Raw genomic sequence first — 25,118 nt, forward strand, 5'->3', positions numbered from 1 at the left:
CCTAGCCTTTGACGCCGCCGGCGGTGAGGCCGGAAATGATGCGTCGCTGGAAGATAAGAACGAGGACGACGAGCGGGGCGGTGACGATGACGGAGGCCGCCATGATCGTTCCCCAGGGGATTTCAAACTGCGAACCGCCCGAAAGAAGTGCGATGGCGACGGGCACCGTGCGCTGTTCGTTCGATGAGGTGAAGGTGAGCGCGAAGAGGAACTCGTTCCACGCCGCAATGAAGGCGAGGAGCCCGGTGGTGACGAGCGCCGGCCACATCAGCGGCATGAAGACCTGGGTGATGATGACCCATGGCGTTGCGCCATCGACGATTGCCGCTTCCTCGATTTCGATCGGCAGGTCGCGCATGAATGTCGTCAGCACCCAGACAGTGAAGGGCAGGGTGAAGATCATGTAGGAAAAGATCAGCGCGAGCGGCGTGTTGAAGATGCCAGCCCAGCGGATGAGTTCGAACAGGCCGGCGAGAACGGCGATCTGTGGAAACATCGAGACCGAGAGGATGGTGAGCAGAAGCAGCGAGCGGCCCCGGAAACGGACACGGGCGAGAGCATAGGACGCCGTTACCGCAAGGAACAGCGACAGTACGACGACTGAAGATGCAACGAACAGCGAATTGCCGAGATTGCGCAGGAACGTGCCGTTGCCGATGACGAAGTTGTAATTGGTCAGCGAGAATTCACGCGGCCAGTAATTCACCTGGAACAGCGCTGAGCCGGATTTCAGGCTGGTCAGTATCGCGTAATAGAACGGGAATACCGAAATCACCATGATGACGGCGACCAGCGCATAAAAGGCGGTGGTTTTCAGGATGCTTGGCAGGGTCATCGCGAAGCTCCATCTGTGTTGACGCGCCCGAGCCACATATAAACGACTGTTATCGAGGCGATGATGAGGAACAGCATGGTGGAAGCGGCTGCGCCATAGGCGAACTTGTCGAAATCGAACAGGTTCTCACGCGCCAGCACCGACATCGTGCGGGTCTGGGCGTTATTCGGCGTCAGAATGTAGATGAGGTCAAAGACGCGCATCGCATCCAGCATACGGAAGATGACGGCAACCATGAGCGCTGGCCGGATCATGGGCAGGGTGACGCGGAAGAACACTTTGACGGGGTGGATACCGTCCACCTTCGCCGCCTCATACATGTCCTTCGGCACCATTTGCAGGCCGGCGAGAATGAGCAGCGCCATGAAGGGCGTCGTCTTCCAGATATCGACAATAAGAACGGCGACCATTGCGGTGTCCGGATTGGCGGTCCATGCGATCTTGTGGGAGATCAGCCCGAGATTGAGGAACAGGTCGTTCAAGATACCGAACTGGTCGTTCAGCATCCACGCCCACATCTGCGCCGAAACGATGGTGGGAATGGCCCATGGAACGAGGATGGCGGCGCGCACGAGGCCGCGTCCCTTGAATTCCGCGTTCAGCACCAGCGCAACGATAAGGCCGAGAACGGTTTCGAAGCTGACCGAAAGGATGGTGAATTTCAGCGTGTTCAGAACCGCGCCCCACCAGGCGGGATCAGCCAACAGGCCGCGATAGATGGTTCGGCCGCTGCTGAGCGTGATCCAGGTGAGGTAGTTCTTGAAGCCAACGAATTGTGCGCCGTCGAGATTGGTCAGCGACGCGTCGGTGAGGCTGAACCAGACGGTGCGTACCAGCGGCCAGCCGGCCACCATCGCAAGTACCAGAAACGTGGGGGCAAGGAACAGCCATGCGGATTTCAGGCGTTCCGACTGAAGGTCGGAGCCGGTGCCGGATGCCGCGGCCGGTCTTTGAAGGGCGGTATCGTTCATGGGGATATCTCGCAGTTGGGGTGTGGGAAACGCTCAGGCGAGACCGCTTCCCACACGGGCCGGATTACCAGCCGTTGCCTTTGAGATCGGTCAATTCGACTTCAAGGAGCTCAAGGTTTTCCGCCGCCGTGCCGTTGCCGGAGAGCGTGTTGTGCACGGCACCCCAGAATTTGGCCGAAACCTCGTTGTATTTCACCTTCGCCGAGGCAGAGGGGCGTGGAACGGCGGTCTGGAAAATTGGCTTCCATGTCGGCATGAAAGGCTGTGCGTCCGCGACATCCTTGTCGTCGTAAAGCGAGGCGATCGTGGGCATGTTGGAAAGCTGGATCGCACGCATCTTCTGGGTATCCTTCGATGCGAGGAACTTCACGAGCTGGATGGCAGCTTCTTGATCGTCGGAATATTTCGAAACGGCGAGGTTCCAGCCGCCGAGCGTTGAGGCGGGTGCCGCACCCTCTTCACCGGCCGGCAACGGCGTGACGCCGAATTTGCCCTTGATGGCGCTGTCGGCACCGTTTCCAAGCGCATATGCATAGGGCCAGTTGCGCATGAAGACAGAATTGCCGGTCTGCCAGACGCCGCGTGCTTCCTCTTCCTTGTAGGCAAGCACGCCCTGCGGCGCGATGGTGCCGACCCAGCCCTTGGCGGCTTCGATCGCGGCTGCGGCTTTCTCGTTGTTGATGGAGATGTCGCCGTTGGTCTCAACGATATGACCGCCACCGGCGGATGCAATCCATTCCAGCGCGTTGCAGGTCAGACCTTCATAGGCGCTGCCCTGGAAGACGAAGCCCCAGAGGTCCTTCTGCCCGTCTTCGCGTTCCTTGTCCTGAATTTCCTTGGCGGTCTCGCCCAGTTCCTTCCAGGTTTTCGGCGGCTGCTTGCCGTATTTTTCCAGAAGGTCCTTGCGGTAGAACAGAGCGGGTGCATCGGTGAACATCGGCATGGCGACGAGCTTGCCGTCCACCGTCTGTGACGCCACGATGGAGGGGAAATGATCGCCAATGACATCCTTGGTTGCTTCGGTCAGATCCACGAATTGGTCGGAGAGCTGCGGCGCCCAGATCACGTCCGTCTGGTAGACGTCGACATCCTTGTTACCCGCTGCAAGCCATAGCCTGTACTGGCTGAACTGCTCACTGGACGATGACGGCATGGTGACGAGATTGACCTTGTGGCCGGTCTCTTTTTCGAAGGCGGCGATCCGCTCCTTGAAAAATGCAATGTTCTTGCCGGTCGAGTTGGCGGCGATGGAAAGTTCGGCCGCCTGCGCGGAAACTGCCGCAGACAGCACGCTGCCACACAGCAACAAAGTCTTCATGGAAATATTCATTGTCAAACTCCTCCGTTGACGCTTCCAATCATCCTCAAAATTGAAAGCGCTTTTGACTGGTGTGAAGTTCGCAAAAGCCGACAAATCTGTCAATACTCTTTCTTATGGCGTGGAAATTGGGCGTCTTCGGGTGTTGTCACGGAGGGTTTGCCTTTCGAAACGGCGAACTGTAAGGTTTCAGGTGGGAATAAATTGAAAGCGATTTCAATTTTTGTCCGCTTGAAAAATCTGCGGCGGCGACGCATGCAGGAGCAAATTGGCAGAAAACATGAAGCTCAAGGAATTCGCAGAAAAGGTCGGGCTGTCGCCCACCACCGTCAGCCGTGCGCTTGGCGGCTATCCCGAGGTGCGTGAAGAGACGCGCCAGCGGGTGATGGATGCTGCGCTGAAATACGGCTACCGGCCCAATGCCAACGCGGTCAGGCTGGCAACAGGCAGGGCCGGCGCCATCGGTGTCGTGATGGGCCGTTCGGGCGGCGGGCATTTCTTTTCGGAATTCATGGGCGGCATGGCGACGCGGCTGGAAGGCGAAGAGACCGACATTCTCGTCAGCGTCACCGTCGACAATAACATTGAGGAAGAGCTCGCGATTTTCAGCCGGCTGGCGTCGAGCGGACGGGTGGATGGCATAATCGTGCATTCGCCGCGTCCGGAGGACGAGCGCATCGCGCTGCTCAATCGGCTGGGCGTGCCTTTCATCGTGCATGGTCGCTCGAAGACGGCGTTCGAGCACGCCTGGCTCGATATCGACAATCATGATGTGACGTATCGTCCGACAATCCATTTTCTGGAACGTGGCCACCGTCGCATCGCGATGATCAACGGCCCGACAGGCCGTACATTCGTGCAGGACCGCGAACAGGGTTTTCGTGACGCGCTCGCGACCCATGGCATCACGCCTGATCCGCGCCTCATGATGAGCGAGCATTTCAGCGAAGATGCCGCCTTCCGTTTCGCCCGCTCGCTGCTGGAGCAGACGCCGCGCCCGACCGCCTTCGTCGCCGGCGCGATGATGACGGCGCAGGGCGTCTATCGCGCGGCAACCCAACTGGGACTGGTGATCGGTAAGGACGTGTCCGTCATCGCCCATGACGACGTGTTTCCTTACCTCACTCCGGAAAGCATGATGCCGCCGCTTTCCACCACACGCTCGCCCATGCGCATGGCTGGCATGCGGGTTACGGACCTGCTTCTGCAGATCGTCGGCGGCCGTCCCGTCCGCGAGGTTCAGGAATTGTGGCCGGTCGAACTGATCCTGCGGGAATCGGTCGGTCCAGCCTGAGCTCTTCGCCATAGCTCACTGATTCCATTCCATTTTGTGAACGTCAATTGATTGCCGTTCGTCTTTCATCGCCTATACGGCAGCGTCATCTCGTGTATAATCGAAGCTGCACAGGCCTTTTGGAACAGGACCTGGGCCAGCGCGTTGAGGGGACGTGTTGAAGGAGGTGACCGATGTTTGAATTTTTAAAGCCGCAACAACAGACTGTGATCGATGATGTGGAGGCAACCGGTACCTATGCCGATGCGCTGCTCAACGTACCCAGCCCGGAACTGACCCGTTCCACCGCTCGCGAACACGGCCATGAGGCCCACTCCCGCGACTATTGCGAAAACCGCGATATTTCCCGCAGCTCGCTGGGTTTCGCCTGAGCCCTCGCAACAGCTTTCCAAAAAAAAACGGAACTGACCGGCGTTTTCCTGCGTTTGCCCTGTACAATCCGCAGGGCGGCGCAATGAAACCGAAGGGACCTGATCGGCATTTGACCGATGGGCGAGTTGGGTGTTGCGCCGCCTGAGGAGGGGCGGCGCGCTCGCGTTGTCTCAGCAGATGAAAGCGCATTTCGATTCCGCATTGGACGAAGCGCTTATATCCAGGAGCTGCAATGCCAACTGTTCCCGTTGAACCCTATCCAGACCCGCCAATGCCGGTGCCGCCACAGCCGGATATACCGCCGGTCAAAGAGCCGGAGCCCGACAGGCTGCCGGACGAGGCGCCAACCCCCAATCCAGATGAAAACGACGGACCGCCCAAGGTCTTGTAGGTTTCAGGCCTGTTCGAATTTCCTGCTGAGGAAGGCCGAGCCTTCAAGTCCGAACCGCCACGGATAATCCTGCGCGCGGCTTATGCCGATGCGTCTGCCGCTGGTAACGGCAGCGGCCTCCTTTGGCAGACGGAGGAAAAACGGCGGGCGGTCCAGCGGTGCTCCGTCCATTTCTCCGGTAATGGCCAAGGCCTGACAAAGCCTGCCGGGGCCGGAACATAACAGTTTCAGTTTGTCAGTTCCTCTCCGCAGTTTCATCATGTCTATGCCGGTGAGGGGTTCGATGGCGCGCAGAAGCACGGCGGAGCCCGGAGCGCATACGAAGTTTGCGCACCAGTGAATGCCGTAGGACCGGTAGACATAGAGATGGCCGGCCGGGCCGAACATCGCCTTGGTGCGCGGGGTCTGCCCATTGAAACTATGGGATGCCGGATCATCAGGATGGTAGGCTTCGGTTTCCACGATGATGCCGCCTGTATTGCCAACGCGCAATTCCACGCCGATGAGGGCGCGGGCAACGTCAACGGGATCGCGCTGAAAGAAGCGCTCCTGCATTTCCGGGCCCAAGGCCTGATCCATCTGGAACCCCTTCTGCTCTGCCATCGTTGTGAATTCAGGTTTCAGTGTGTTGTCGCATCGGATTACGCCGATGCTTTTTCAAATCGGAGGGCATGTCATGCAACTTTCTACGACCTATGTAAAACGGGATAGCGGAGTGATTTCCGTGGAATTTGTCGGCGGCGACGGCGATCAGGTCTCGGTCCGCCTTGCCGACGGTCTTGATGGCATCGACGATGCGGAGGCCATCAAACGCGCGAGCGCGGTGATGGTTCAGCTGACGGCATTCGGAACGCGTCAAGGCGCCGATGCGCCGTCGCAGTTTTCCGCTCTCGGCACGGCGCAGGATGAAGTCCCGCACGGTCAGGCGAGCGCCCGCACATCGAAGGATCGTGACATTCTTGAAGAGGAACTGGAAGAGGGGCTGGAAGACAGTTTTCCGGCGAGCGACCCCGTCTCGGCAACGGTCACCTCGATCGCGTCTAGAAAAGGAGGGCTTTGACCTTGGCCACTGGTAAAGTCGCCCTCGTCACCGGCGCTGGCTCCGGCATTGGCCGGGCTGCTGCCCTTCATCTGGCTGCGGAAGGCTTTTCCGTAGGCCTTCTCGGCCGTACCGAATCTGAATTGCAGGCGGTGAAAAATGAGATTTCCGCCTTATCCGGCGCTTCTAAGGTCCTCGTCGCCGATGTGGCGGAAGAGGCAGTCATGCGACACTCCGTAGCAGAGCTTGTGGATGCTTTCGGCCGTCTGGATGTCGTGGTGGCCAATGCGGGCGTCAACGGCGTCTGGGCACCGATTGACGAGCTGACGCCTTCGGAGTGGGACGATACGATCCGCATCAACCTGCGAGGCACCTATCTCACTATCCATGCCAGTGTGCCGCATCTGAAGGCGGCAGGTGGCGGCTCCATCATCATCGTCTCTTCCATCAACGGCACACGCACTTTCAACTCGCCGGGCGCTACCGCCTATTCGGTGACGAAGGCCGGGCAGCTTGCCATGGCCCAGCAACTGGCGCTGGAGCTCGGGCGTCATCGCATCCGTGTCAACGCGGTGTGTCCGGGCGAAATTGAAACGGCGATTGATGAAAATACGGACATACGCGGGCGCGACAGGACCGAAGTGCCAGTCCGTTTCCCGGCGGGTGACATTCCGGTCACCGGCGGGGTTGCAGGGACGAGCGAGGATGTTGCTGCATTGATCGGTTTTCTGGCATCGGACCAGTCGCGCCATATCACCGGAACGCCGGTATGGATCGATGGCGGGCAGGGGCTTCTTCGGTAGCGGCAGTTCCATCACAGGCTTGTGTGCGTATGATTAACGAATGGGTAACGTCTGTTCACGAGACTTTGTCCTTGCGGGAGGTTGCCGCCATATGGCCACCTTCGCTAGTTAAGCCTCTGCCACAAAGGCGGGCAAATCGGGCGGGCAGAACGATCCATGGGTATGAATGCATTGCTGAACTTCGCAAGTGCGGGGCTGCGGCGCAGGGTAAAAGCGGGAATGAGAATAGCTGCGGTCGTCGCGATCGGCAGCGGTCTCGCCGCGTGCACCTCCATGGGTCTCGACAGCGTTAAAAAGGACCCGCCGAAGCTGTCATCCAAGATGATGGCGCAGATGTCTGCCAAGAGCATGCGCCCGGAAAGCCCGGTTCTCGTTCGCATTTTCAAGCAGGAAAGCGAGCTTGAGGTCTGGAAGATCGACAAGACCGGTAATTATGCGCTGCTCAAGACCTATCCCATGTGCCGCTGGTCCGGAAAACTTGGCCCGAAGACGAAGACGGGCGACCGGCAGGCGCCGGAAGGGTTTTATCATGTCTCCGCAGGCATGCTGAACCCCAATTCGCAATATTACGTCTCCTTCAATCTCGGCTATCCCAACCGGCTGGAATCGGCGCTTGGTTACACCGGCGAAGCGTTGATGGTGCATGGTGCCTGTTCTTCGTCGGGCTGTTACGCGATGACCGATCAACAGGTCGGCGAGATTTATGCGGTCGTGGCGCGCGCACTGCAAGGCGGGCAGGACCGCTTTCAGGTTCAGGCCTATCCCTTCCGCATGAGCGCCCGAAACATGGTGGCGAATCGGGACGATCCCAATATGCCCTTCTGGAAGACGCTCAAGGAAGGCTATGACTATTTCGAGGTAACGCGCCGCCAGCCAAAGGTTTCCGTTTGCGGCCGGCGATACGTTTTTAACAGCGAATTTGCCGGCGGTGAGCCTGCCGATCCGCTGGCGGCCTGCCCACCTGCGATAAACCAGCCGGACCCCTTGGTGGCGTCGAAAATGGCCGAAGAGCAACAGAAATTTGCCGCCGCGATGAACGAGGGAACTTCTGCCCCGGTCAGCTCGTATGTAGACGGCGGCATGCACCCGAGCTTCCGTGCCATCCTGAAATCCAGTGGCGCAAAGGCCATGGCATCGCAGGTCTCCGGCACGAAGTACCCTATAAGCCGCCCCGAGGCGGCGCTGGCAGATCCCTTTGCCAGCGCAAGATGACGCAGATGAGGTTTTTCAATTGAACGACACGACAACGACCCGGCGAGGTTTCCTGCTTGGAGCGGGCGGATTGGCGCTGGCCGGCCTTGCAGGCTGCAACACCACCGCGCGTGAGGCCACACGGCCAACAGCCCCCGCCGACGACCCGATGTATGCCTTGATGTACGGTCCGAAGCCCGACGAGCAGTTTCCGTTGCCGGAAATTCCCTACAAGCGGATCCCGCGCCAGTTCCTGCGTCAAATGGTGGAAAATCCCACCGGTGAGCGTCCCGGCATCATTGTGGTCGATACCGCCAACCATTTCCTTTATCTCACCTACGAGAACAACCAGGCCATGCGTTATGGCGTCGGTCTCGGCCGCGCGGGCTTCGAATGGGCCGGACGCGGCGTTATCCAGTACAAGCGTCAATGGCCGCGCTGGACGCCGCCCGACGAGATGATTGCCCGCCAGCCTGAGCTGGAACCCTATAGCGGCCGCAATGGCGGCATGGAGCCAGGCCTCAAGAACCCGCTCGGTGCGCGTGCACTTTATATCTTCAAGGACGGCAAGGACACGATCTACCGTCTGCACGGCTCGCCGGAATGGTGGACGATCGGTAAGTCGGTTTCCTCCGGCTGCGTGCGTCTGCTGAACCAGGATATTGTCGACCTCTATAACCGTGTGCCTGATGGTACGCCGATTGTGGTGACGGCGCTCGGGCCGGCACAGCAGGGTGTTCCTATCGGGCAGGCGGGCGTGCCCGTGGCGCAGTATGCCGGCGGCGTGGTCGGCGACGGCCTGTCGCAACCAATGCAGACCTATTGATAGACAAAATTTCCAGCCGCCTGAGAGGGCGGCTGGAAATGGCTATTGAATGAAGGCGCAATCACAGCGCTTCGATACTGCTGCTGCCGGCTCGATCTGCGGCAGCGACCTCAGGCAACGCGACGGGTAACGTCGCGGCTACCGGCACTTTCCATTTCCAGACGGAACCGCGATACAAGCGAGCGCAGCTTTGCCGTTTCGGCGGCGAGCATTGCAGAAGCCGCAGTGGATTGTTCCACCATGGCAGCATTTTGCTGGGTGGCGTGATCCATGGAGTTTACCGCCGCGTTGATTTCGGCAAGACCGGTCGATTGTTCGGTCGCCGATGTGGCGATGGCGTTCATATGGCGATCGATCCCGGCGATACGCTCGCCGATCTCCTTCAGCGCCGTGCCGGTGTCGAGAACCAGTTTCACGCCGCTTTCCACTTCCGTCGAGGATTGCCGGATATGATCGCGGATTTCGCTTGCGGCCTTTGCTGCGCGCTGGGCGAGATCGCGAACTTCCTGCGCCACTACCGCAAATCCCTTGCCGGCTTCACCGGCGCGCGCGGCTTCCACGCCTGCATTCAACGCCAGAAGATTTGTCTGGAAGGCGATCTCGTCTATGGCGCCGACGATGCCGGTGATCTGCCGGGACGAGGTTTCGATGCGGCGCATCGCCTCTTCCGCATGGCTGACAACCTCCACAGATTTCAGTGCGCTGTGGTTGGCATCGGTGGCGGCGAGCCGCGCTTCGGCGGCACGCTTGTTGGCGTTTGAAACATTGACCGTGATTTCATCGAGCGCTGCTGCGGTCTGTTCCAGAGACGCTGCCTGATTTTCCGTGCGGCGGGAAAGATCGCCGGCACCTGCGGCGATTTCCCGGCTGCTGCCGTCAATCGTGCTGATGCCATCGGAAATGGCGAACAGCGTTTCGCCGAGTTGACGCACTGAGCTGTTGAAATCGTGACGCAAGGCCTCGAATTGAGGGGCAAAGGCCTGATCGAGCTGAAAGGCCAGATCGCCCGATGCCAGCCGCTTCAGTCCTGTCGCAAGGCCGGAAGTGGCGATGCGCAGCCGCTCAGACGCATCGTCCTCCGCTTGCTGTCGCGCGGCCGCCTGATCGGCTTCTGCCTGCAGTCTGGCTGCTGCTGCCTGTTCTTCGAGCGCCCGATTGGCAATCGCCGCCTGCCGGAATATTTCGACCGCGGCGGACATGGAGCCGATCTCATCCTTCCGGTCCATGCCGGAAGGAGGTTGTGACGTGTCGCCGCTGGCAAGGATTTCCATTGTCTTCGACAGGCGCAGGATTGGACCCGTTACCGTTTTGCGGGTGAGGATAAAGAGGCCTACGCAGAAGAGTGTCGCCAGAACCAGCAGCCCTTCTAATACGAGCTCGATTACCGCCTTCGTCTCCTGGCTTTCCGCGACAGTTGCTTCGGAAAGCGCGTCGATCTGTTCGCTCGCCGTTTCCATCGCGGTTTCGAGAGTGGTGAACTGGCGCATGAAGTCCGGAATCATTTTTGTCGCCGCGCCCGGATCGGCTTTGACGAGGCCAACCACCGTTTTGGCGCTTTCAAGATAGGACTGAAGCGGTTTTTCAACGCTCTCGATAACGGCTTTGGCGTTCGTACCTTCGGTAAGCGCCTTGTTTAGCTTCATTGCTTCAAGGAAAGTGGCTTCATGTTCGGCAAGGTCGGCCTTTACCGCGTCGAACGACAGGCCCATCGTATCATTCGTGGAAAGAATGGCTGCCAGCACGTCTGAGCGCAGCGCATCGTGCATCATGTCGGCTCGCATATGATTGTGAAGTATCTCGGCGGACCGCGATACATCCGTACTATTGCGATTAAGCGTATGCGTCGCCCAGATACCGACCCCCGCCGCGCTTCCGGTGATGGAAAAGATTGCAATGCTTGCCAATATGATTTTTTTCTGAATCGACGCCATGAGGCCATTCCCGCTCGGTTGGTTATACTACGGGAAATTAATAGAATATGCTTAAGAAATGATCTATTTTTGTTGCGGTATTGATAAATGCAAAAAAGGCTGCAATAGAAATTGCAGCCTTTTATTTATTAGAGATTTATACTTTTAATCCGCTCTTTTCAGCGCGTCGCCCAAGATCGAGACGATATCGTCGAAATGGGATTTTTCGGCGATAAGCGGCGGCGAAAGGGCAATGATATCGCCGGTGACGCGAATGAGCAGACCGCGCTCGAAGCAATCCACGAAAACGTCATAGGCGCGTGCGCCGATAGCTCCATCACGCGATTGCAGCTCGATGCCGGCGATGAAGCCGATGGTGCGTATGTCGATGACATTGGGCAGGCCCTTCAGCGAATGGATGGCGTCGTGCCAGACATCCTGCATTTCTGCCGCGCGGGTAAAGAGCCCTTCGTCGCGGTAGATGTTGAGCGTGGCGATGCCGGCGGCGCAGGCAACCGGATGTCCGGAATAGGTATAGCCGTGGAACAGCTCTATCTGGTTGTCCGGCCCATGCATCAACGCATCGTGCACCTTGCGGCTGGTGAAAACCGCACCCATCGGGATTGCGCCGTTGGTCAGCCCCTTGGCGGTGGTAACGATGTCAGGCGTCACGCCGAAGTAGTTGCTGGCAAAGGACGAGCCCATACGGCCGAAACCGGTGATAACCTCATCGAAGATCAACAGAATGCCGTGCTTGTCGCAGATGGCCCGCATGCGCTCCAGATAACCCTTCGGCGGCACCAGCACGCCGGTGGAGCCGGCTACCGGTTCAACGATACAGGCCGCGATTGTTTCGGCCCCATGCAGAGCAACCAGCCGTTCCAGATCGTCTGCCAGTTCGGCACCATGCTCGGGCTGGCCCTTTACGAAGCTGTTTTTCGCCAAATCGTGGGTATGACGCAGGTGGTCGGCCGGGATTTGCGGAAAAACACGGCGGTTGTTGACAAGGCCGCCAACGGAGATGCCGCCGAAACCGACGCCGTGATAACCGCGCTCACGGCCGATCAGACGGCTGCGGGTGCCCTGACCGATGGCGCGCTGATAGGCGATGGCAATCTTCAGCGCCGTATCGACTGATTCAGAACCCGAGCCGGTGTAGAACACGCGGTCGAGCTTTGCGCCTTCCGGGCCGGGCGCGATTTCCGCCAGCCGCTCGGCGAATTCGAATGCGACGGGATGGCCCATCTGAAACGAGGGCGCATAATCCATGGTCGAAAGCTGGTGTTTGACGGCGGATGCAATCTGGTGGCGGCCATGGCCGACATTGACGCACCACAGGCCAGCTGTGCCGTCGAGAACCTGACGACCGTCATTGCTGGTGTAATACATGCCCTCCGCGCTCGTCAGCAGGCGGGGATTGGCCTTGAACTGCCGGTTGGCGGTGAATGGCATCCAGTAGCTGTCGAGTGAGGTGGAGTTGGATCGGTTGGGGTTGTCCATAACGGTTCTCCTGTTCGGTGCCGGTGATTGAAAGCTATTTTCCGGGCTGAACAAGCCCTTTTCTCGCTGTGGCCAAGCCATTGAAAATGTTATAGGCGGGAAAGGTAGTTTTCGATATTTCGAACAACGGCAACGGGGGATCACGCATGTCGGTGGATATAGGCGGGCGTTTGCGCCATTTGCGGCTGCGTCACAATATTTCCCAGCGTGAACTGGCAAGACGTGCTGGTGTTACCAATTCGACGATTTCCCTGATCGAATCCAACACCTCCAACCCGTCCGTCGGCGCGCTGAAGCGCATTCTCGACGGTATACCGATCGGCCTTGCCGAATTTTTCGCCTACGAGCCGGAGACCAGCCGCAAGGCATTTTACCGCGCGGATGAACTTGTCGAAATCGGCAAAGGACCGATATCCTTCCGGCAGGTGGGCGAAAATGTTTTCGGCCGCAGCCTGCAAATCCTGAAGGAATGTTACCAGCCGGGTGCCGATACCGGCAAGGTGCCACTGGTCCACGATGGAGAAGAGGGTGGTATCATCCTCTCCGGGCGTCTGGAGGTGACGGTCGACGAGGAGCGGCGGGTTCTCGGTCCGGGGGATGCCTATTATTTCGAAAGCCGCAGGCCGCACCGCTTCCGCTGCGTTGGTCCAGTGCCGTGCGAGGTTATCAGCGCCTGCACACCACCCACCTTCTGATTCTATGGCTTTCGGGTAAAGTCACGCCGGAATGGTGGTCGGACCGTTGCAGCCGGAGATAATATGGTCCAGCCGGAGAGATTTTCTACGAGCCGACCGAACTTTGATACGGGTTCCCGCCATTATTTTGCCGCTTTTGCGCCGCTTTTGCAATTTTTCCATCGCTTTTTCTTGGCGAAGTTGGCGTGCCGGCAAAAAAATCCCGGCTAATATGTCAAATTTTATATGCATTGCCACAATCTTGCTGCGCTGCAAAAAAATTTAATATTCTTCCTGACGCATGGCTGTTCTTGGCGTTCCTGTCTCACCTGATTAAGTCACAAGAAACATATAAGAAAAGACTATCTGTTGTCGAAAACGCAATACATGCGGGAGCGGCACCCATGCTCTCAACACATGGCCGCCGGCACATTTGTTGCTTTTTTATGCAACCGTTAATATTGCCCTGACGTTGATCGGCCGCTCTCGCAAGAAATCGCATAGACGGTCAGGGGCAATGTGCCTTACAAAAAATCCATTAGCATCAAATTCAGAACACAGACTTGTTATCTCTTTTAGACGGAAAGACACGCCTCCGGGCACCGACCAATCGCAAAACATAAATGGAGTTCTCTCTATGAAGTCCGCGACCCAATCGGCTGAACAGACACTCAGCAGTTCCGAAGACTTCGATGTCAGTTTCCCTATCGGGGGCATCGCAAAACGCAGCTTCGATATGACATCGGCCCTGCTTGCGCTGCTCATCTTCAGCCCGATTTTTCTGTTGATCGCCGCACTGGTGAAATTGTCCGATCCCGGCCCGATCTTTTATGGGCACCGGCGTGTGGGACATAATGGCCGCTATTTCCATTGCCTGAAATTCAGGACGATGGCGATGAACGGTGATGAAATGTTGCGGCAATATCTTGCCGCCAATCCGGAGGCCGCCGAGGAATGGCGTGCGACCCGCAAACTCAAGAATGATCCGCGCGTAACCGCAGTTGGTGCCGTGCTGCGAAAGCTCAGCCTTGATGAGCTGCCGCAGCTTCTCAACATCATCCGCGGCGAAATGAGCGTCGTTGGCCCGCGCCCCGTCGTCGACGAGGAGCTGAGCTACTACGAAAGCGATGCCGCCTATTACCTCAGCACCCGTCCGGGCCTGACCGGCCTTTGGCAGATCAGCGGCCGCAATGACGTAAGCTACAAGACCCGCGTGGCTTTCGACACGCAATATGTGCAGAACTGGTCGATGCGACAGGACGTCTTCATCATCGTCAAGACCATTCCCGCCGTGTGCCTTTCACGCGGAAGCTACTGAAAACCGATATTGAGTTTGGCTTTATCGATCTTTGTTTTGCCACGCACCCTGACCGGGATCCCAAGTCCGGTCTTTGGGTGCGTCATTGGTGCAAATCATAATGGCCGCTTTTTGCGGCGCTGTGCAGCCGGCACCGTCCGGCTGCTCTATCGCCTGATCGCCCGCGCGGCGATCCGCAAACAGGGAGTTTCCCGATGAACGGTCCTATTGCCGTCGCTAGCCGTCCGCTTGCAAAAAGAACCGCCGGACGCACTTTCTCCGCCCTTCTGCTTGTCGCATCCGTCGCATTTGGAGCGCCGCTTTCCGCAATGGCTGCGGAAGGCGCTCAATACAAGCTTGGCACCGCCGACAAGCTGCGCATCCGCGTTGCCGAATGGCAGCCGGCCGATGGCAGCATCCGCAACTGGGATGTCATCAACGGCGATTATTCCGTCGGCCCATCCGGCGCGCTGTCGCTGCCCTTCATCGGCCAGCTGGATGTGGCGGGGAAGACGTCCGCAGAGGTCGGTGAGGCGATTGGAGCCCAGCTTCAGAGCAAGTTCGCCCTTCGCAACCTGCCGTCGGCTTCTGTCGAAATTGCCCAGTTCCGGCCGATCTTCCTCAGCGGAGATGTACAGACGCCAGGCGAATATCCCTATGCTGCCAATCTCACGGTGTTGAAGGCCGTAAGCCTTGCCGGCGGGTTGCGGCGCTCCGATGCCGGGCAGCGTTTTGCCCGCGACTTCATAAATGCCCGCGGCGACGCAGCCGTTTACGACAACCAGCGCGCAAGGCTGCTTGCCCGTCAGGCGCGGTTGATCGCCGAGGTCAAGGGTGACACGGTCATCGCCAAGACGCCGGAGATGGAAAAGATTGCCGAGATCGACGCGCTTCTCGCCAGCGAAAGTGCGCTGATGAAATCGCGCACCGAGCGTTACACTTTGCAGCTCAAGGCACTGACGGATCTGCATGCGCTTCTGGAAAGCGAAGTCGAATCGCTGAAAAAGAAATCGGAAACGCAAAACCGCCAGCTCGAGCTTGCCAATGAGGACCGAGACCGCGTCAACCGGCTGAACGAGCAGGGCCTTGCACTATCGCAACGGCGTATTTCCGCGGAAGAACGTGCAGCGGAGGTGGAAGCCGCACTGCTTGATATCGACACGCAGTCATTGCGTGCCAAGCAGGATATCAACAAGGCGACCCAGGATGAAATCAACCTGCGCAATGACTGGGTGGCACAGCGCTCCAAGGAATTGCAGGACACGGAAGCGGAACTCGACAAGCTCAATCTGCAACTGGGTACAAGCCGGGAATTGATGTCGGAGGCGCTCGCACAATCGGCTGAGGCGATCCGTTTCGATCCGTCGGGAAAATCCGCGACAATCAGCTACGTCGTGGTGCGTGAGGAAAACGGCAAGCCGAAAGAAGTGAAGGTGGATGAAAACGCCATGCTTCAGCCAGGCGACGTCATCAAGGTCTCGTCCGAAATCCTGATGCAGTGAGGTTTTCATGCGGATCGCCAAATCGGCACTGATCGATCCCGAACGCAATGAGGTCTACGGAATGGCGGCGATTGCGCTGTCATTCTTCGTTTTCGCCTATTCGTCGCGTTTCGGGCAAATCTCGATTCTGGCCTATTATGGCATGTGGCTGCCCCTTGTAGTGGTCAATTACCGGCGCGTGCTGGGTAACTATCCGCGCTATCTGTGGATATTCGCCTTCGGCATCCTGACCGTGCTGTCGAGCTTCTGGTCGGAGGCAGCATCGGTCACCATGCGCGCTTCCATCCAGTATATGACGCATATCGTCTGTGCACTTATCGCCATGCGGGTGGTCTTCATCCGCACGCTGACGCGTGGGGCGTTGATCGGCATCACCGTCATTCTGCTCTATTCGCTGCTGTTCGGTGTCCACCTTTTCGATGCGCTTGATGGAACCTACAGTTTTGTCGGGGCTTTCTCATCGAAGAACCAGCTTGGCTTTTACGCCTCGCTCGGCGTCATTTTCGCCGTCTCATCCGTGCTGATCCTCAAGCAAAGAGGTATCTGGCTGCCGATCGCGGGCATCACCGGACTCTTATCGGCCTATAGCCTAATTGCTTCGCAATCGGCCACATCCACCATTACCACGGCGGCGGTGGTCGCCCTCATCATCGGTTTCATCCCGATTGGCATGCTTTCACCGGCCAACCGCAAGATGACCTTTTTCGCACTCGGCGGTATTGGCATATTGCTGGTGGTCGCGTCCCTGCAGTTCGGCTTGCTTGATGCCATTCTCGGCCTTTTCGGCAAGGATTCGACACTGACAGGACGCACCTATCTCTGGCAGCAGGGCATCGAAGCGGCAAAGCGGACACCGATCCTCGGCGTTGGTTACCAGGGGTTCTGGGTGGTGGGTTTTGCCGATGCCGAGCGCCTGTGGAACGACTTCTTCATTACCGGACGCAGCGGCTTCCATTTTCACAACACCTATATCGAGACGGTGGTGGAGAATGGCATCGTCGGCATGGTTCTGCTCGGCATGGTGCTTTACGGAACGCTGCTCGGCCATCTGCGCTCGGTCCTGATGCGCCAGCGCGATCCGCAGGGCGTCATTCTCTTTGCCATCTGCGCGCTGTTCGTCGTCCGCTCCTTCGTGGAGATCGATATCATCTTCCCATTCCAGATCGGCTCGTTCCTGCTGTATTTCGCCGCCGGAAAACTATGCCTGCCGGCGAAAGCCACGCAGAACAGCGAAACTCATCCCGCGATTGGCGTGCGGTTACAGACGCGAGCCTGAGCATTCGCTCTGCCCGATCCTAGAGGTAATCCGATGAGACGTGCGGGCTGGCGTGGATGAAACTCCACATGTCCTTGCTGACAGAGACGATGTCGGCGATGGATTTCTCGAGGTGTTCGATTTCTTTCTCGTCCATGCGTTCTACCTTGCCGTAACGGACCTGGGTTTCGTCCTCCACCAGTCGCATGAGCTGGGTGCTGGCAATTTCGCCCTTTTCGTCGAAGGAGTAGATGCAATGATTGTATTTGTTGCGCGTTTTCGATTCTTTCTTGAGCCGCGCCATGATGGAGAGAATGGTCTTGCGATCCGGCGCTGGCGTTGAGGGAAGTTTTGCCAGACGCTCGATGAGATCCATGCGCGCGCGCGTGGTGTTGAGCGTCAGAAACACGACGATGGCCGCTTCCTTCTCCACTTTCAGGAGATGGACGATCAGATAGATCATCAGGCTTTCGGTGTTGGTCCACACGTAATTCAGCCTGCCGACCATCAGCAATATATCCGACATTGCCGCCATGCTGTTCTCCCGCTCCACCAGACATATACTGGCATTCTATGCCGATCTGGACGGGATTGACAGTGTAGGTCCTTCTGCGTTCCGCATTTTCCCGACGCAAAACCGCCGTCCAACCTTCCTGGAAAAGCGGTATCTCTTCATCTTTCCTTGAATGCTCGGGACATGCTGTCGGAGATAGGCTTGGTAAGATATTCGAAGAAGGTTCGCTCCGAAGTCTGGATCAGGACATCCGCCGGCATGCCAGGAACGGGATGGAAATTATGGACCTTCGCGATCTCCTCGTCTGAAACCTGCACGCGCACGATATAGACGTCCTTAACCTGCAGGCCTGCATTTTCCTCGATGCTATCGGCGGAGACGTAAAAGACCTTGCCGTTCAGAACAGGCGTGGTGCGGCGGTTCAGTGCCGAAAGGCGGATGGCTGCCGTCTGGCCCTCATGCAACTGGTCGATGGAGGTTCTGAGAACCTGCGCCTCAAGGATCAGGGGAACGTGGGCGGGCAGGATTTCCATGATCGGCTTGCCGGTGGTGATGACGCCGCCTGCCGTGTGGTAATAGGCGCGCACCACGGTACCGTTGACGGGGGAGCGGATGACGGTGCGTTCCAGCACTTCAGCGGCACCGCGCACCTGCTCGCGCACGCTGTCCAGATCGGCTTCGGCGGTTTCGAGCGCGTCGAGAGCAGCCTGCTTGTTGGCGTTGATGGCAATGACCGCTTCCTGCTTGAACTTGGCGATTTCAGCCTCGCTCTGGTTCATCTCGCCGGTCAGTCGGGCGATATCGCCCATGGCATCGGCAATGGCGCGCTCCAGCGCCAGCATGTCGGTCTTGCGGATGACACCGTCCTTGGCAAGCCTTTCCTTGGAATCACGCTCCTGGGTCAGAAGTGCCAGTTGACGGTCGAAGGACTGCTTCTGCCCCTCATAGCCTGCATAACGAAACTCCAGCGACTTGATGTTCTTTTCGATGAGATTCAGTTGCTCGTCGAGCTTCACGATCTTGCTGTGGAACACGATGTTCTGGCTCTGGATGATGGATTTGATATCAGGATCGCTGGCTTCCTTCATGACGATGTCAGGCACCTTGAAGCTTTTTTGGCCCTGTGCCTCGGCGCGCAGGCGCGTGACGATGGTTTCGAGGCGAAGGCGTCTCAGCTGGAACATGCGCTCGTTGGCGAGTGCCGTCGTCTTGTCGAGCGTCAGAAGCACGTCTCCTTCCTTGACGGTGTCGCCTTCGCTGACCATCATTTCCTTGATGATGCCGCCCTCCAGATGCTGCACGACCTTGTTGTTGCCTGTGGCGACAAAGCTGCCCTGGGCAATGATGGCGGCGGAGAGCGGTGCAGTGCCGGCCCAGTACCCGAAACCGCCGAAGGAGGCGAGCAGCACGGCAAGACCGATTGAACTGTGGAGGCGAATGGAACGTGGCACTTCGCTGTACCACTCAAGCTGGCCCTGGGGTTTTACCTCTGCGACGGCGACGGCGGTTTTTTTCTTGAACATGACGATCCTCAACCCTCGATCTGCGGAGACTGGCTACTTTGCCGGCCATTGCCGGAAATAGCCTTCAGTACGTCCATCCGTTCGCCGAACATGGCGACCGATCCGTCCTTCAGCACCATTATCTTGTCGACGCACTGAAGAAGTGCGGGTCGCTGGGTGATGGTGACGGTGGTGATGCCCTGTTTCTTGGCGTGCAGAATGGCTTTTGCCAGCGCCTGTTCGCCCTGCGTATCAAGGTTGGAGTTTGGTTCGTCCAGAACCACGAATTTGGGATCACCGAAGAAGGCGCGGGCAAGCGCGATGCGCTGCTTCTGGCCGCCCGAAAGCGGTGCGCCATCGGCGGCAACCACGGTTTCGTAACCCTGCGGGAAACCGGCGATCAGCTCGTGTACGTCAGCGAGCACAGCCGCCTCGTAGATCTGCCGGTCTTCAACATCGTCACGCATGCGACAGATATTGGCCTTGATGGTGCCGGGAAACAGCTGCACGTCCTGGGGCAGATAACCGATGCTTTCACCGAATTGCCGCTGGTCCCAGTTGCGCAGGTCCATGAGGTCAAGGCGGACATTGCCGGAAGTGGGAAGGATGGAGCCGACCAGCATCTTGCCAAGCGTCGTCTTGCCGGAACCGGAATTGCCGATGATGGCGAGGGATTCACCTTTCTTCAGCGAAAAGGAAATGCCGTTCAAGATCACCTTCTTCTGCGGCGGCGGCACGAAAAGGATACGTTCCACATCCAGACGCCCTTCCGGATTGGGCAGGCGCAGACGCGGGAAATTGAGCGGTGAGGTGATGAGAAGCTGCTTGATACGGCTATAGGAGGCTGCAGATTTGTTGAACTGATGCCAACCCTCGATCGCCCCTTCGATGGGCGCCAGCGCGCGGCCGGAAATGATGGATGCTGCGATCACCATGCCGCCGGTCAGTTCGCCTGCGAGAGACAGATGCGCGCCCCAACCCAGCAGTGCGACCTGCGTGATCATGCGGGCTGCTTTGGAAACACCTGAGAACATGATGTTGCGATCCTGCGCCGCCACATGCGACTTCAGTGATCCGGCTGTTTCACGACCCCACATCTTCACGGCCTCTGGGATCATCGCCATGGCATTGATGATCTGCGAGTTGCGCGACATGGAATCGAGATGGAAATTGGCGCGGCTCAGATAACCGGAGGCTTCCGCGAACTGTCTGGCGGTGAAGCGCTGGTTCAGCCAGGCTATGATGAACAGCACCGCGCAGCAGACCATGATGATGATGCCGAGATGCGGATGTACAAGATAAACCACCACGATGAAGAGGGGCATCAACGGCGCATCGAGAAAGGCGATCAGGGTGCCGGAGGTAATGAAGGAACGCAGCTGCTGCAGGTCCTGCAGAATCTGGTAGTCCTTGCCGCTGCCATGCAGGGAGGCACGGGCCGCTGCCGACAGGATCGGCGCTCCAAGCTGCACTTCAAGCTCGACAGCGGTGCGCATCAGGATGAAGCGCCGGATGGCGTCCATGAAGGCTTGCAACAGAACCGCGCCGAGAACGGCGACCGTCAGCATGACGAGTGTATCCATGGAGCGGCTTGTCAGGACCCGGTCCGAGATTTGAAACAGATAGAGCGGGATGGCAAGCAGCAGAACGTTGATGGCGATGGTGAACAGCATCACGATCGCCATGTTGCGCCGTATCGCGGCGATGCCCTTGGCGAGGCTGGCGGCGAAATTGACGGGTTCACTGCGCTTGTGGAAGCCGCTCTGGCTTCCGCCGCCGCCTCCGCCACCACCGCCATTCTCCGTCGGCTCCTTGCCGTTGCCGCCGCCGCCCGTCACCGGACGGCGCTCGTTTTCACGGATAGGCCCGTCATTATTGTCGATGGTCTTGACGAAGGGCAGGTCGGGTGCGCTTTTCAGCTCGGTATTGTCCACCTTTGCTTCCGGCTCCGGCGGTGAGGCGGGGCGCCGGTCTTGCTGCGGCGGCACTGGCCTTTCCTGCGGAACGTCACGCATTTGCGGTTGTTCGGCGTATGGGGAATGTTGCGGAAGGGGCCGGGCCGGTGTGATCTCAGGGGAGGGCGGGGCTGCTTTCGCGCTCGGTTCCGCGCCGGACAGATGGCGCAGGTTTTCGACGGCCTCGTTTATGGCCGAAATGCAGGCATCAGTCAGCTTGCTGTCTTCCGCATCCTGATCCAGCGGCAAGTCCAGCGAGTGCCCGACGGTAATGTTTTTTCTTGAAATATGATCCATTTTTTTATTAATCCCCTCGGTGATCTCGCGGTTTCTGCGGCTTTGGCGGCGGGTGTTTCTCCCCGCCTGTCAAAACCTATGCAGTGACCGCCTGCATGACGTCGGATGAATGCGCGCTCGACCACGACATGTCGTGACCGGCGTTGATGACGCCATCGGATTCATTCTGAATGGTGGCGGGATCGTCGTGCAGAAACGCGATCACTTCGTTTGCCAGCTGCTGGCCTTGGTGACCCGGTTGCGACGCATCGTTTTCGATGATGCCGCCCTGTATCAGGATAGCATCCGAATAAAGCCCGCCTGCGACGTAGGTGGTGGAACCGAAGCTGTCGTAATCGATAATCTGCGCGAGATTGATGACGGCGTTGCTGCCGGTATCGATATGGATCGTGACGTTCTCGTTGTTTTCGAGAATCTTTGCTGCTGCCTGCGTCACATAGTCGGAATCGCCCAGCACGCTCACCTGTTTGATGATGCTGACGTCATAAAGATTGCCAGTGATGTAAAGGACGTTGATCCCCTGATAGCCCGCAAAATTGGCATCGTGGGCAAGCGCGTCCGGCATGTTCGGATCACGCTCGTTAATCGCTTTCACCGTCTGCGCCATGTAGTCCGGCATGGTTTCGAAACGGTCGTTGCTACCGACATTGTGGATGCTGGCGTCGTTCCACAACAGGTTGTTGCCGGACTGAACGGTGGCACCCTCAGGCGCGTCGGGGTTGGCGCGGATCCAGTCATTGTCGTAAAGCACGGCGATCTGGCTGATGAGGTTCATGTCCAGCACATTGCCGCCGACGATGACCAGATCGTATTGCATGCCGATGCCGAGGAAATTGGCGATGTTGAGGGCAGCGTTGCCACCGCTCAGCAAGCTGACGCTGGCACCCGAAGAGGTAACCGTCAGTGTGTCGTTGTCGCTGATGAACTGGTACTGCTCGATCCAGTGGACGAAGGACACGTCTCCTTCGAGGACGCTGACACGCCAGGCAGTGGGAAATATTGGCGTTTCACCACTATCCTGGCTGCTGTCGGCGCTTTCCGCACCCGGATAGACACTGCGTGAGAAGGTCGCAATATTGTAGGCGGCGGTTGCGTCGTGGTCTTCGGACTGCGTGAAAACGGAATCGACCTCATCGCGGTCGCTATAGACATAGGCCTGGGTGATTGCGTCGATCTGGTGATAATCGCCCATGACGGTGGTGACGGAGGCCATGACGGCAGTATTGACCAGCGTTGCTATGTTGGCGACGACATTTGCGCCGGCAGCTACATCGAGGCTGTTTCCGGCGGGGCTATCCTCATGCAGCGAAACATCGCTCTTTTCCGGCTCTTCAGCGGGCTTGGCAATGCCACGATCCGGCATGAAGTCGTCGAGCGTTGGCTTTTCGCTTGCCATTGAGCCATTGATGTAGAGGCCGTTGATGTCATTGCCGGCGAGAACGAAATCCTGTTCCGCGCCGGTTCCAAGGAACGTCACGTCATTTTCGCGTGCATGGTCGATATAATCATGTGCTGATTTGGCGAGCGCCTGCAACGCGTCGTAGCTGTCGGTGCGCTGGAAAACGGAAAAGGGCGTGAAGACGGCTGCTTCGTTATAGAACTCGACGGTGCGCTGGGTCACGAAACTGGTGTCGCGCGCCACATTGGGGCCGTCCGTCATGTTCAGATAGTCGTCGTCCTGAAGAATGTTGACCTGCGTGACATGGGCGATAACCGAGCCGGGGCCGGTGTGCACCACCAGTTCGCGTTCTTGCTCAAAGGAGACACTGCCCGGAAAACGGAAATGCGCGGCTGACATATCGACCGGTATCGCATTTGCAAGCTGCTGCATGTCGTGTTCGACCATGCGAGCGAAATGCGGTTGCAGATAGTCGAAGTCGTAATAGCCGGCGCGATATTTAACGCCGGGATCGTAATCCTGAAGCTGCAAGTCGTAGTTCTTGTCTAGCAGTCTTGCCGCGTCATCATCCGACAACCGGTCTTGGTTCGCGTGTGCCGTGCCTTCTGCATAGTTGCTTCTTAGACGCGCTTCCTCGATCACCGTGTCGAACAGGCCGATGAAATGCGCAATCATGTCTGAAATTCTGTCGATTTGCATTGCAGGTCCCTCCCTGATCATCGCGGCAGAGCCTGGGCGGCGGGCGGCACACGTCCAAGAGGCGGTGCTTCGTCTTCGCGCAAACCCGGTCCTTCAACCGCAAACTGCACCGGCGAATGCCGGTGCAGCTTTTTTCCTAGAGAGGTACTCGTCAGGAGCCGCTGTCCTCGCCGGTATCAGAAACATGCGAGTTACCGCCTGTGACCGAGACATCAACGGCATTGGAGAGCATGTTGGCGCCCTGCACCAGTTCCAGATGGAAGCCGGAATTTGCAAGGATAGCCGATGCATCTGCAGTGCTGGTACCCGCAGCGTCGTCGCCAGCCTTGAGGTCCCATCCCTTGCCGTCCATGCCTTCTGCGCCAAAGGCGTCGCCGGCATTCGCGCTCAGGTGGTTCTGGGCACCACCATTGTCCATCCTGACATCCCAGGCCTGATCCTGATCCGCCAGGTGGTTGGCCTGCACAAGGCTGAAGCCCGTGTCGTTGCCTTCGCCGTTGAGCGAGCTGTTGAGGATATTGTCGACATCAAGTGTGAAGGAGAAGTCGTCACCGAGGTTAAAGGTGAGGTCTCCGCCAGCGATGCCGAGATTGCCGACATCCTTGACGCCGGCGATGTTGCCGAAGTCGTCATCCGACTTGTAGAAACTGTCGGCAGAGTTGAAGCTGCCGGACGTCGCCGTTGTTGTTGTCGATGTGTCGTTGTCGGAATATGAGAAGGTCTTGGTGTCCGTATCCGTGACCGTCTTCACGTTGATGTCGTTGTCGCTGTACGACTTGCTTTCATAGCTCCAGTCGTAATCCGACTTAATTTCGGTGTTGGTTTCGGTGCTTGTCTTTGTGGTCGTGTCGTTGTCGCTGTAGGACTTGCTGTCATAGCTCCAGTCATAGTCGTTGTCGCGATTGTCGCCGTTGCCCACTGCGACGTCGATTTGGGCATCAACATCCACATTGGTGCTGTTGTTACTGTTGTCACTGTTATCGCTGTTGTCGTTGTTGCGGTTTTCACCGTTTGCGGTGCCGACATTGCTGTCGTCCACCGTCGCGTCATTGGTCGAGGTGTTGGCGAAACCCTCCGAAAGCGCGCCAATCTTGGTGATGTCGTCGCCCGCAGGCTGTGGATTGTAACCCATTTCGATTTCCTCCGAAAAAGCTCGGAGCAGCTTTCGAAATCCCTCTCATCTAAAACGGGATTTTTTCGCGCTTGCTCCGCGTTGCACAAAGATTGATGTTCTGCAGATGCACTCGGTACGTCTCATCTGCGGCTTGGCATCGGCCCGTAACCGGGCTCTTCTCGTTCAGCCCTTGTGCGCTACTCGGTATTAGGGCGCACAAATCCGTTCCTCGCTCCGTTGGGAGCGCGGTGGCTTCGTCTTTTTGCTTTCGTTATGTCTTGAAAAGGAACCGGCGTTTCCAAACACACGTCAAAGGCCGGGGTTGTCTTTCCATCGGTCACTGTTTGCAGCGACGGTCAGACTGTGCAGCAGAAAAATCGCGCTTCCTAGCTATCAATTCGGGCTAAACATATCGGCACCCTTACCACCAATATATATGTCGGAAGGCGGTCGCATGGAG

General features: G+C 58.0%; 23 protein-coding genes. 11 read left to right on the top strand and 12 right to left on the bottom strand.

Annotation, left to right across the window (positions count from 1 at the left end):
- Nucleotide 1: 1 nt before the first annotated feature.
- The 3 genes from ACQZ5Y_RS08600 to ACQZ5Y_RS08610 all read right to left on the bottom strand — a co-directional run bounded on the left by ACQZ5Y_RS08600 (nucleotide 2) and on the right by ACQZ5Y_RS08610 (nucleotide 3,136).
- On the bottom strand, nucleotides 2-835 hold the full coding sequence (locus tag ACQZ5Y_RS08600; protein WP_003510927.1) for a carbohydrate ABC transporter permease: 834 nt from the start codon (nucleotides 833-835) through the stop codon (nucleotides 2-4).
- A complete protein-coding gene (locus tag ACQZ5Y_RS08605) occupies nucleotides 832-1,806 on the bottom strand; it encodes a carbohydrate ABC transporter permease (RefSeq protein ID WP_003510926.1) in 975 nt (324 codons plus the stop codon). The genes ACQZ5Y_RS08600 and ACQZ5Y_RS08605 overlap by 4 nt, the downstream gene beginning before the upstream one ends.
- Before the next feature lie 64 nt (nucleotides 1,807-1,870).
- Entirely contained in the window at nucleotides 1,871-3,136 is a 1,266-nt protein-coding gene (locus tag ACQZ5Y_RS08610; RefSeq protein ID WP_111789780.1) for an ABC transporter substrate-binding protein, read from the bottom strand.
- A gap of 268 nt (nucleotides 3,137-3,404) precedes the next feature.
- On the opposite strand from ACQZ5Y_RS08610, the gene ACQZ5Y_RS08615 reads away from it, so the two are divergent.
- From ACQZ5Y_RS08615 to ACQZ5Y_RS08625, 3 genes are all read left to right on the top strand, one after another.
- Nucleotides 3,405-4,418, top strand: coding sequence for a substrate-binding domain-containing protein (locus ACQZ5Y_RS08615; protein ID WP_003510924.1), 1,014 nt, complete (start codon nucleotides 3,405-3,407; stop codon nucleotides 4,416-4,418).
- A gap of 173 nt (nucleotides 4,419-4,591) precedes the next feature.
- The gene (locus ACQZ5Y_RS08620) at nucleotides 4,592-4,789 is read left to right on the top strand and encodes a hypothetical protein (RefSeq protein WP_003510923.1); all 198 of its coding nucleotides are present in this window, start codon (nucleotides 4,592-4,594) and stop codon (nucleotides 4,787-4,789) included.
- Between the two features lie 233 nt (nucleotides 4,790-5,022).
- Nucleotides 5,023-5,181, top strand: a complete 159-nt coding sequence (locus ACQZ5Y_RS08625) for a hypothetical protein (RefSeq protein ID WP_034501930.1) — start codon at nucleotides 5,023-5,025, stop codon at nucleotides 5,179-5,181.
- A 3-nt stretch (nucleotides 5,182-5,184) separates the two neighbouring features.
- On the opposite strand, the gene ACQZ5Y_RS08630 is transcribed toward ACQZ5Y_RS08625, so the two are convergent.
- Nucleotides 5,185-5,760 carry a DNA-3-methyladenine glycosylase gene (locus ACQZ5Y_RS08630; protein WP_174050510.1) on the bottom strand — a complete coding sequence of 192 codons (576 nt, stop codon included), beginning with the start codon at nucleotides 5,758-5,760 and terminating at the stop codon, nucleotides 5,185-5,187.
- Between the two features lie 97 nt (nucleotides 5,761-5,857).
- Between ACQZ5Y_RS08630 and ACQZ5Y_RS08635 the strand changes: the two genes are divergently transcribed.
- From ACQZ5Y_RS08635 to ACQZ5Y_RS08650, 4 genes are all read left to right on the top strand, one after another.
- A complete protein-coding gene (locus ACQZ5Y_RS08635) occupies nucleotides 5,858-6,241 on the top strand; it encodes a hypothetical protein (RefSeq protein WP_174050508.1) in 384 nt (127 codons plus the stop codon).
- Nucleotides 6,238-7,023 carry an SDR family oxidoreductase gene (locus tag ACQZ5Y_RS08640; RefSeq protein WP_111800231.1) on the top strand — a complete coding sequence of 262 codons (786 nt, stop codon included), beginning with the start codon at nucleotides 6,238-6,240 and terminating at the stop codon, nucleotides 7,021-7,023. Before ACQZ5Y_RS08635 ends, ACQZ5Y_RS08640 begins: the two co-directional genes overlap by 4 nt.
- A gap of 156 nt (nucleotides 7,024-7,179) precedes the next feature.
- Nucleotides 7,180-8,235 carry a L,D-transpeptidase family protein gene (locus ACQZ5Y_RS08645; RefSeq protein ID WP_162716301.1) on the top strand — a complete coding sequence of 352 codons (1,056 nt, stop codon included), beginning with the start codon at nucleotides 7,180-7,182 and terminating at the stop codon, nucleotides 8,233-8,235.
- Between the two features lie 19 nt (nucleotides 8,236-8,254).
- Complete coding sequence (locus ACQZ5Y_RS08650; protein ID WP_174050506.1) at nucleotides 8,255-9,040, top strand: L,D-transpeptidase; 786 nt, start codon at nucleotides 8,255-8,257, stop codon at nucleotides 9,038-9,040.
- Between the two features lie 110 nt (nucleotides 9,041-9,150).
- On the opposite strand, the gene ACQZ5Y_RS08655 is transcribed toward ACQZ5Y_RS08650, so the two are convergent.
- Together ACQZ5Y_RS08655 and aptA are read right to left on the bottom strand one after the other, a co-directional pair.
- On the bottom strand, nucleotides 9,151-10,971 hold the full coding sequence (locus ACQZ5Y_RS08655) for a HAMP domain-containing methyl-accepting chemotaxis protein (RefSeq protein WP_065662591.1): 1,821 nt from the start codon (nucleotides 10,969-10,971) through the stop codon (nucleotides 9,151-9,153).
- A gap of 144 nt (nucleotides 10,972-11,115) precedes the next feature.
- The gene (gene aptA / locus ACQZ5Y_RS08660; protein ID WP_174050504.1) at nucleotides 11,116-12,450 is read right to left on the bottom strand and encodes an omega-aminotransferase AptA; all 1,335 of its coding nucleotides are present in this window, start codon (nucleotides 12,448-12,450) and stop codon (nucleotides 11,116-11,118) included.
- 146 nt (nucleotides 12,451-12,596) lie between these two features.
- Here aptA and ACQZ5Y_RS08665 point away from each other — a divergent pair, with 146 nt between their 5' ends.
- Nucleotides 12,597-13,145 (top strand): cupin domain-containing protein, encoded by a 549-nt coding sequence (locus ACQZ5Y_RS08665; protein ID WP_003510910.1) that lies wholly within the window; start codon nucleotides 12,597-12,599, stop codon nucleotides 13,143-13,145.
- A gap of 21 nt (nucleotides 13,146-13,166) precedes the next feature.
- Here the strand turns inward: ACQZ5Y_RS08665 and ACQZ5Y_RS08670 are convergent, their stop codons facing one another.
- Nucleotides 13,167-13,376 carry a hypothetical protein gene (locus ACQZ5Y_RS08670; RefSeq protein ID WP_141682936.1) on the bottom strand — a complete coding sequence of 70 codons (210 nt, stop codon included), beginning with the start codon at nucleotides 13,374-13,376 and terminating at the stop codon, nucleotides 13,167-13,169.
- 385 nt (nucleotides 13,377-13,761) lie between these two features.
- On the opposite strand from ACQZ5Y_RS08670, the gene ACQZ5Y_RS08675 reads away from it, so the two are divergent.
- From ACQZ5Y_RS08675 to ACQZ5Y_RS08685, 3 genes are all read left to right on the top strand, one after another.
- On the top strand, nucleotides 13,762-14,442 hold the full coding sequence (locus ACQZ5Y_RS08675; protein WP_003510909.1) for a sugar transferase: 681 nt from the start codon (nucleotides 13,762-13,764) through the stop codon (nucleotides 14,440-14,442).
- Between the two features lie 194 nt (nucleotides 14,443-14,636).
- Nucleotides 14,637-15,923, top strand: coding sequence for a polysaccharide biosynthesis/export family protein (locus tag ACQZ5Y_RS08680; protein WP_013761580.1), 1,287 nt, complete (start codon nucleotides 14,637-14,639; stop codon nucleotides 15,921-15,923).
- Nucleotides 15,924-15,930: 7 nt separating this feature from the next.
- Nucleotides 15,931-17,199: an O-antigen ligase family protein gene (locus ACQZ5Y_RS08685; RefSeq protein ID WP_174050502.1), complete on the top strand. Its 1,269-nt coding sequence runs from the start codon at nucleotides 15,931-15,933 to the stop codon at nucleotides 17,197-17,199.
- 19 nt (nucleotides 17,200-17,218) lie between these two features.
- Here the strand turns inward: ACQZ5Y_RS08685 and ACQZ5Y_RS08690 are convergent, their stop codons facing one another.
- The 5 genes from ACQZ5Y_RS08690 to ACQZ5Y_RS08710 all read right to left on the bottom strand — a co-directional run bounded on the left by ACQZ5Y_RS08690 (nucleotide 17,219) and on the right by ACQZ5Y_RS08710 (nucleotide 24,676).
- Nucleotides 17,219-17,713, bottom strand: a complete 495-nt coding sequence (locus ACQZ5Y_RS08690; protein ID WP_013761578.1) for a hypothetical protein — start codon at nucleotides 17,711-17,713, stop codon at nucleotides 17,219-17,221.
- 137 nt (nucleotides 17,714-17,850) lie between these two features.
- A complete protein-coding gene (locus ACQZ5Y_RS08695; protein WP_065662595.1) occupies nucleotides 17,851-19,215 on the bottom strand; it encodes an HlyD family type I secretion periplasmic adaptor subunit in 1,365 nt (454 codons plus the stop codon).
- An 8-nt stretch (nucleotides 19,216-19,223) separates the two neighbouring features.
- Nucleotides 19,224-21,446 carry a type I secretion system permease/ATPase gene (locus ACQZ5Y_RS08700; protein WP_174050498.1) on the bottom strand — a complete coding sequence of 741 codons (2,223 nt, stop codon included), beginning with the start codon at nucleotides 21,444-21,446 and terminating at the stop codon, nucleotides 19,224-19,226.
- Nucleotides 21,447-21,522: 76 nt separating this feature from the next.
- The gene (locus ACQZ5Y_RS08705) at nucleotides 21,523-23,544 is read right to left on the bottom strand and encodes a hypothetical protein (RefSeq protein WP_174050482.1); all 2,022 of its coding nucleotides are present in this window, start codon (nucleotides 23,542-23,544) and stop codon (nucleotides 21,523-21,525) included.
- A 151-nt stretch (nucleotides 23,545-23,695) separates the two neighbouring features.
- Nucleotides 23,696-24,676: a fibrinogen-binding protein gene (locus tag ACQZ5Y_RS08710; protein ID WP_112152962.1), complete on the bottom strand. Its 981-nt coding sequence runs from the start codon at nucleotides 24,674-24,676 to the stop codon at nucleotides 23,696-23,698.
- Between the last annotated feature and the right edge of the window lie 442 nt (nucleotides 24,677-25,118).

It is taken from the genome of Agrobacterium sp. A3-95, from assembly GCF_053521785.1.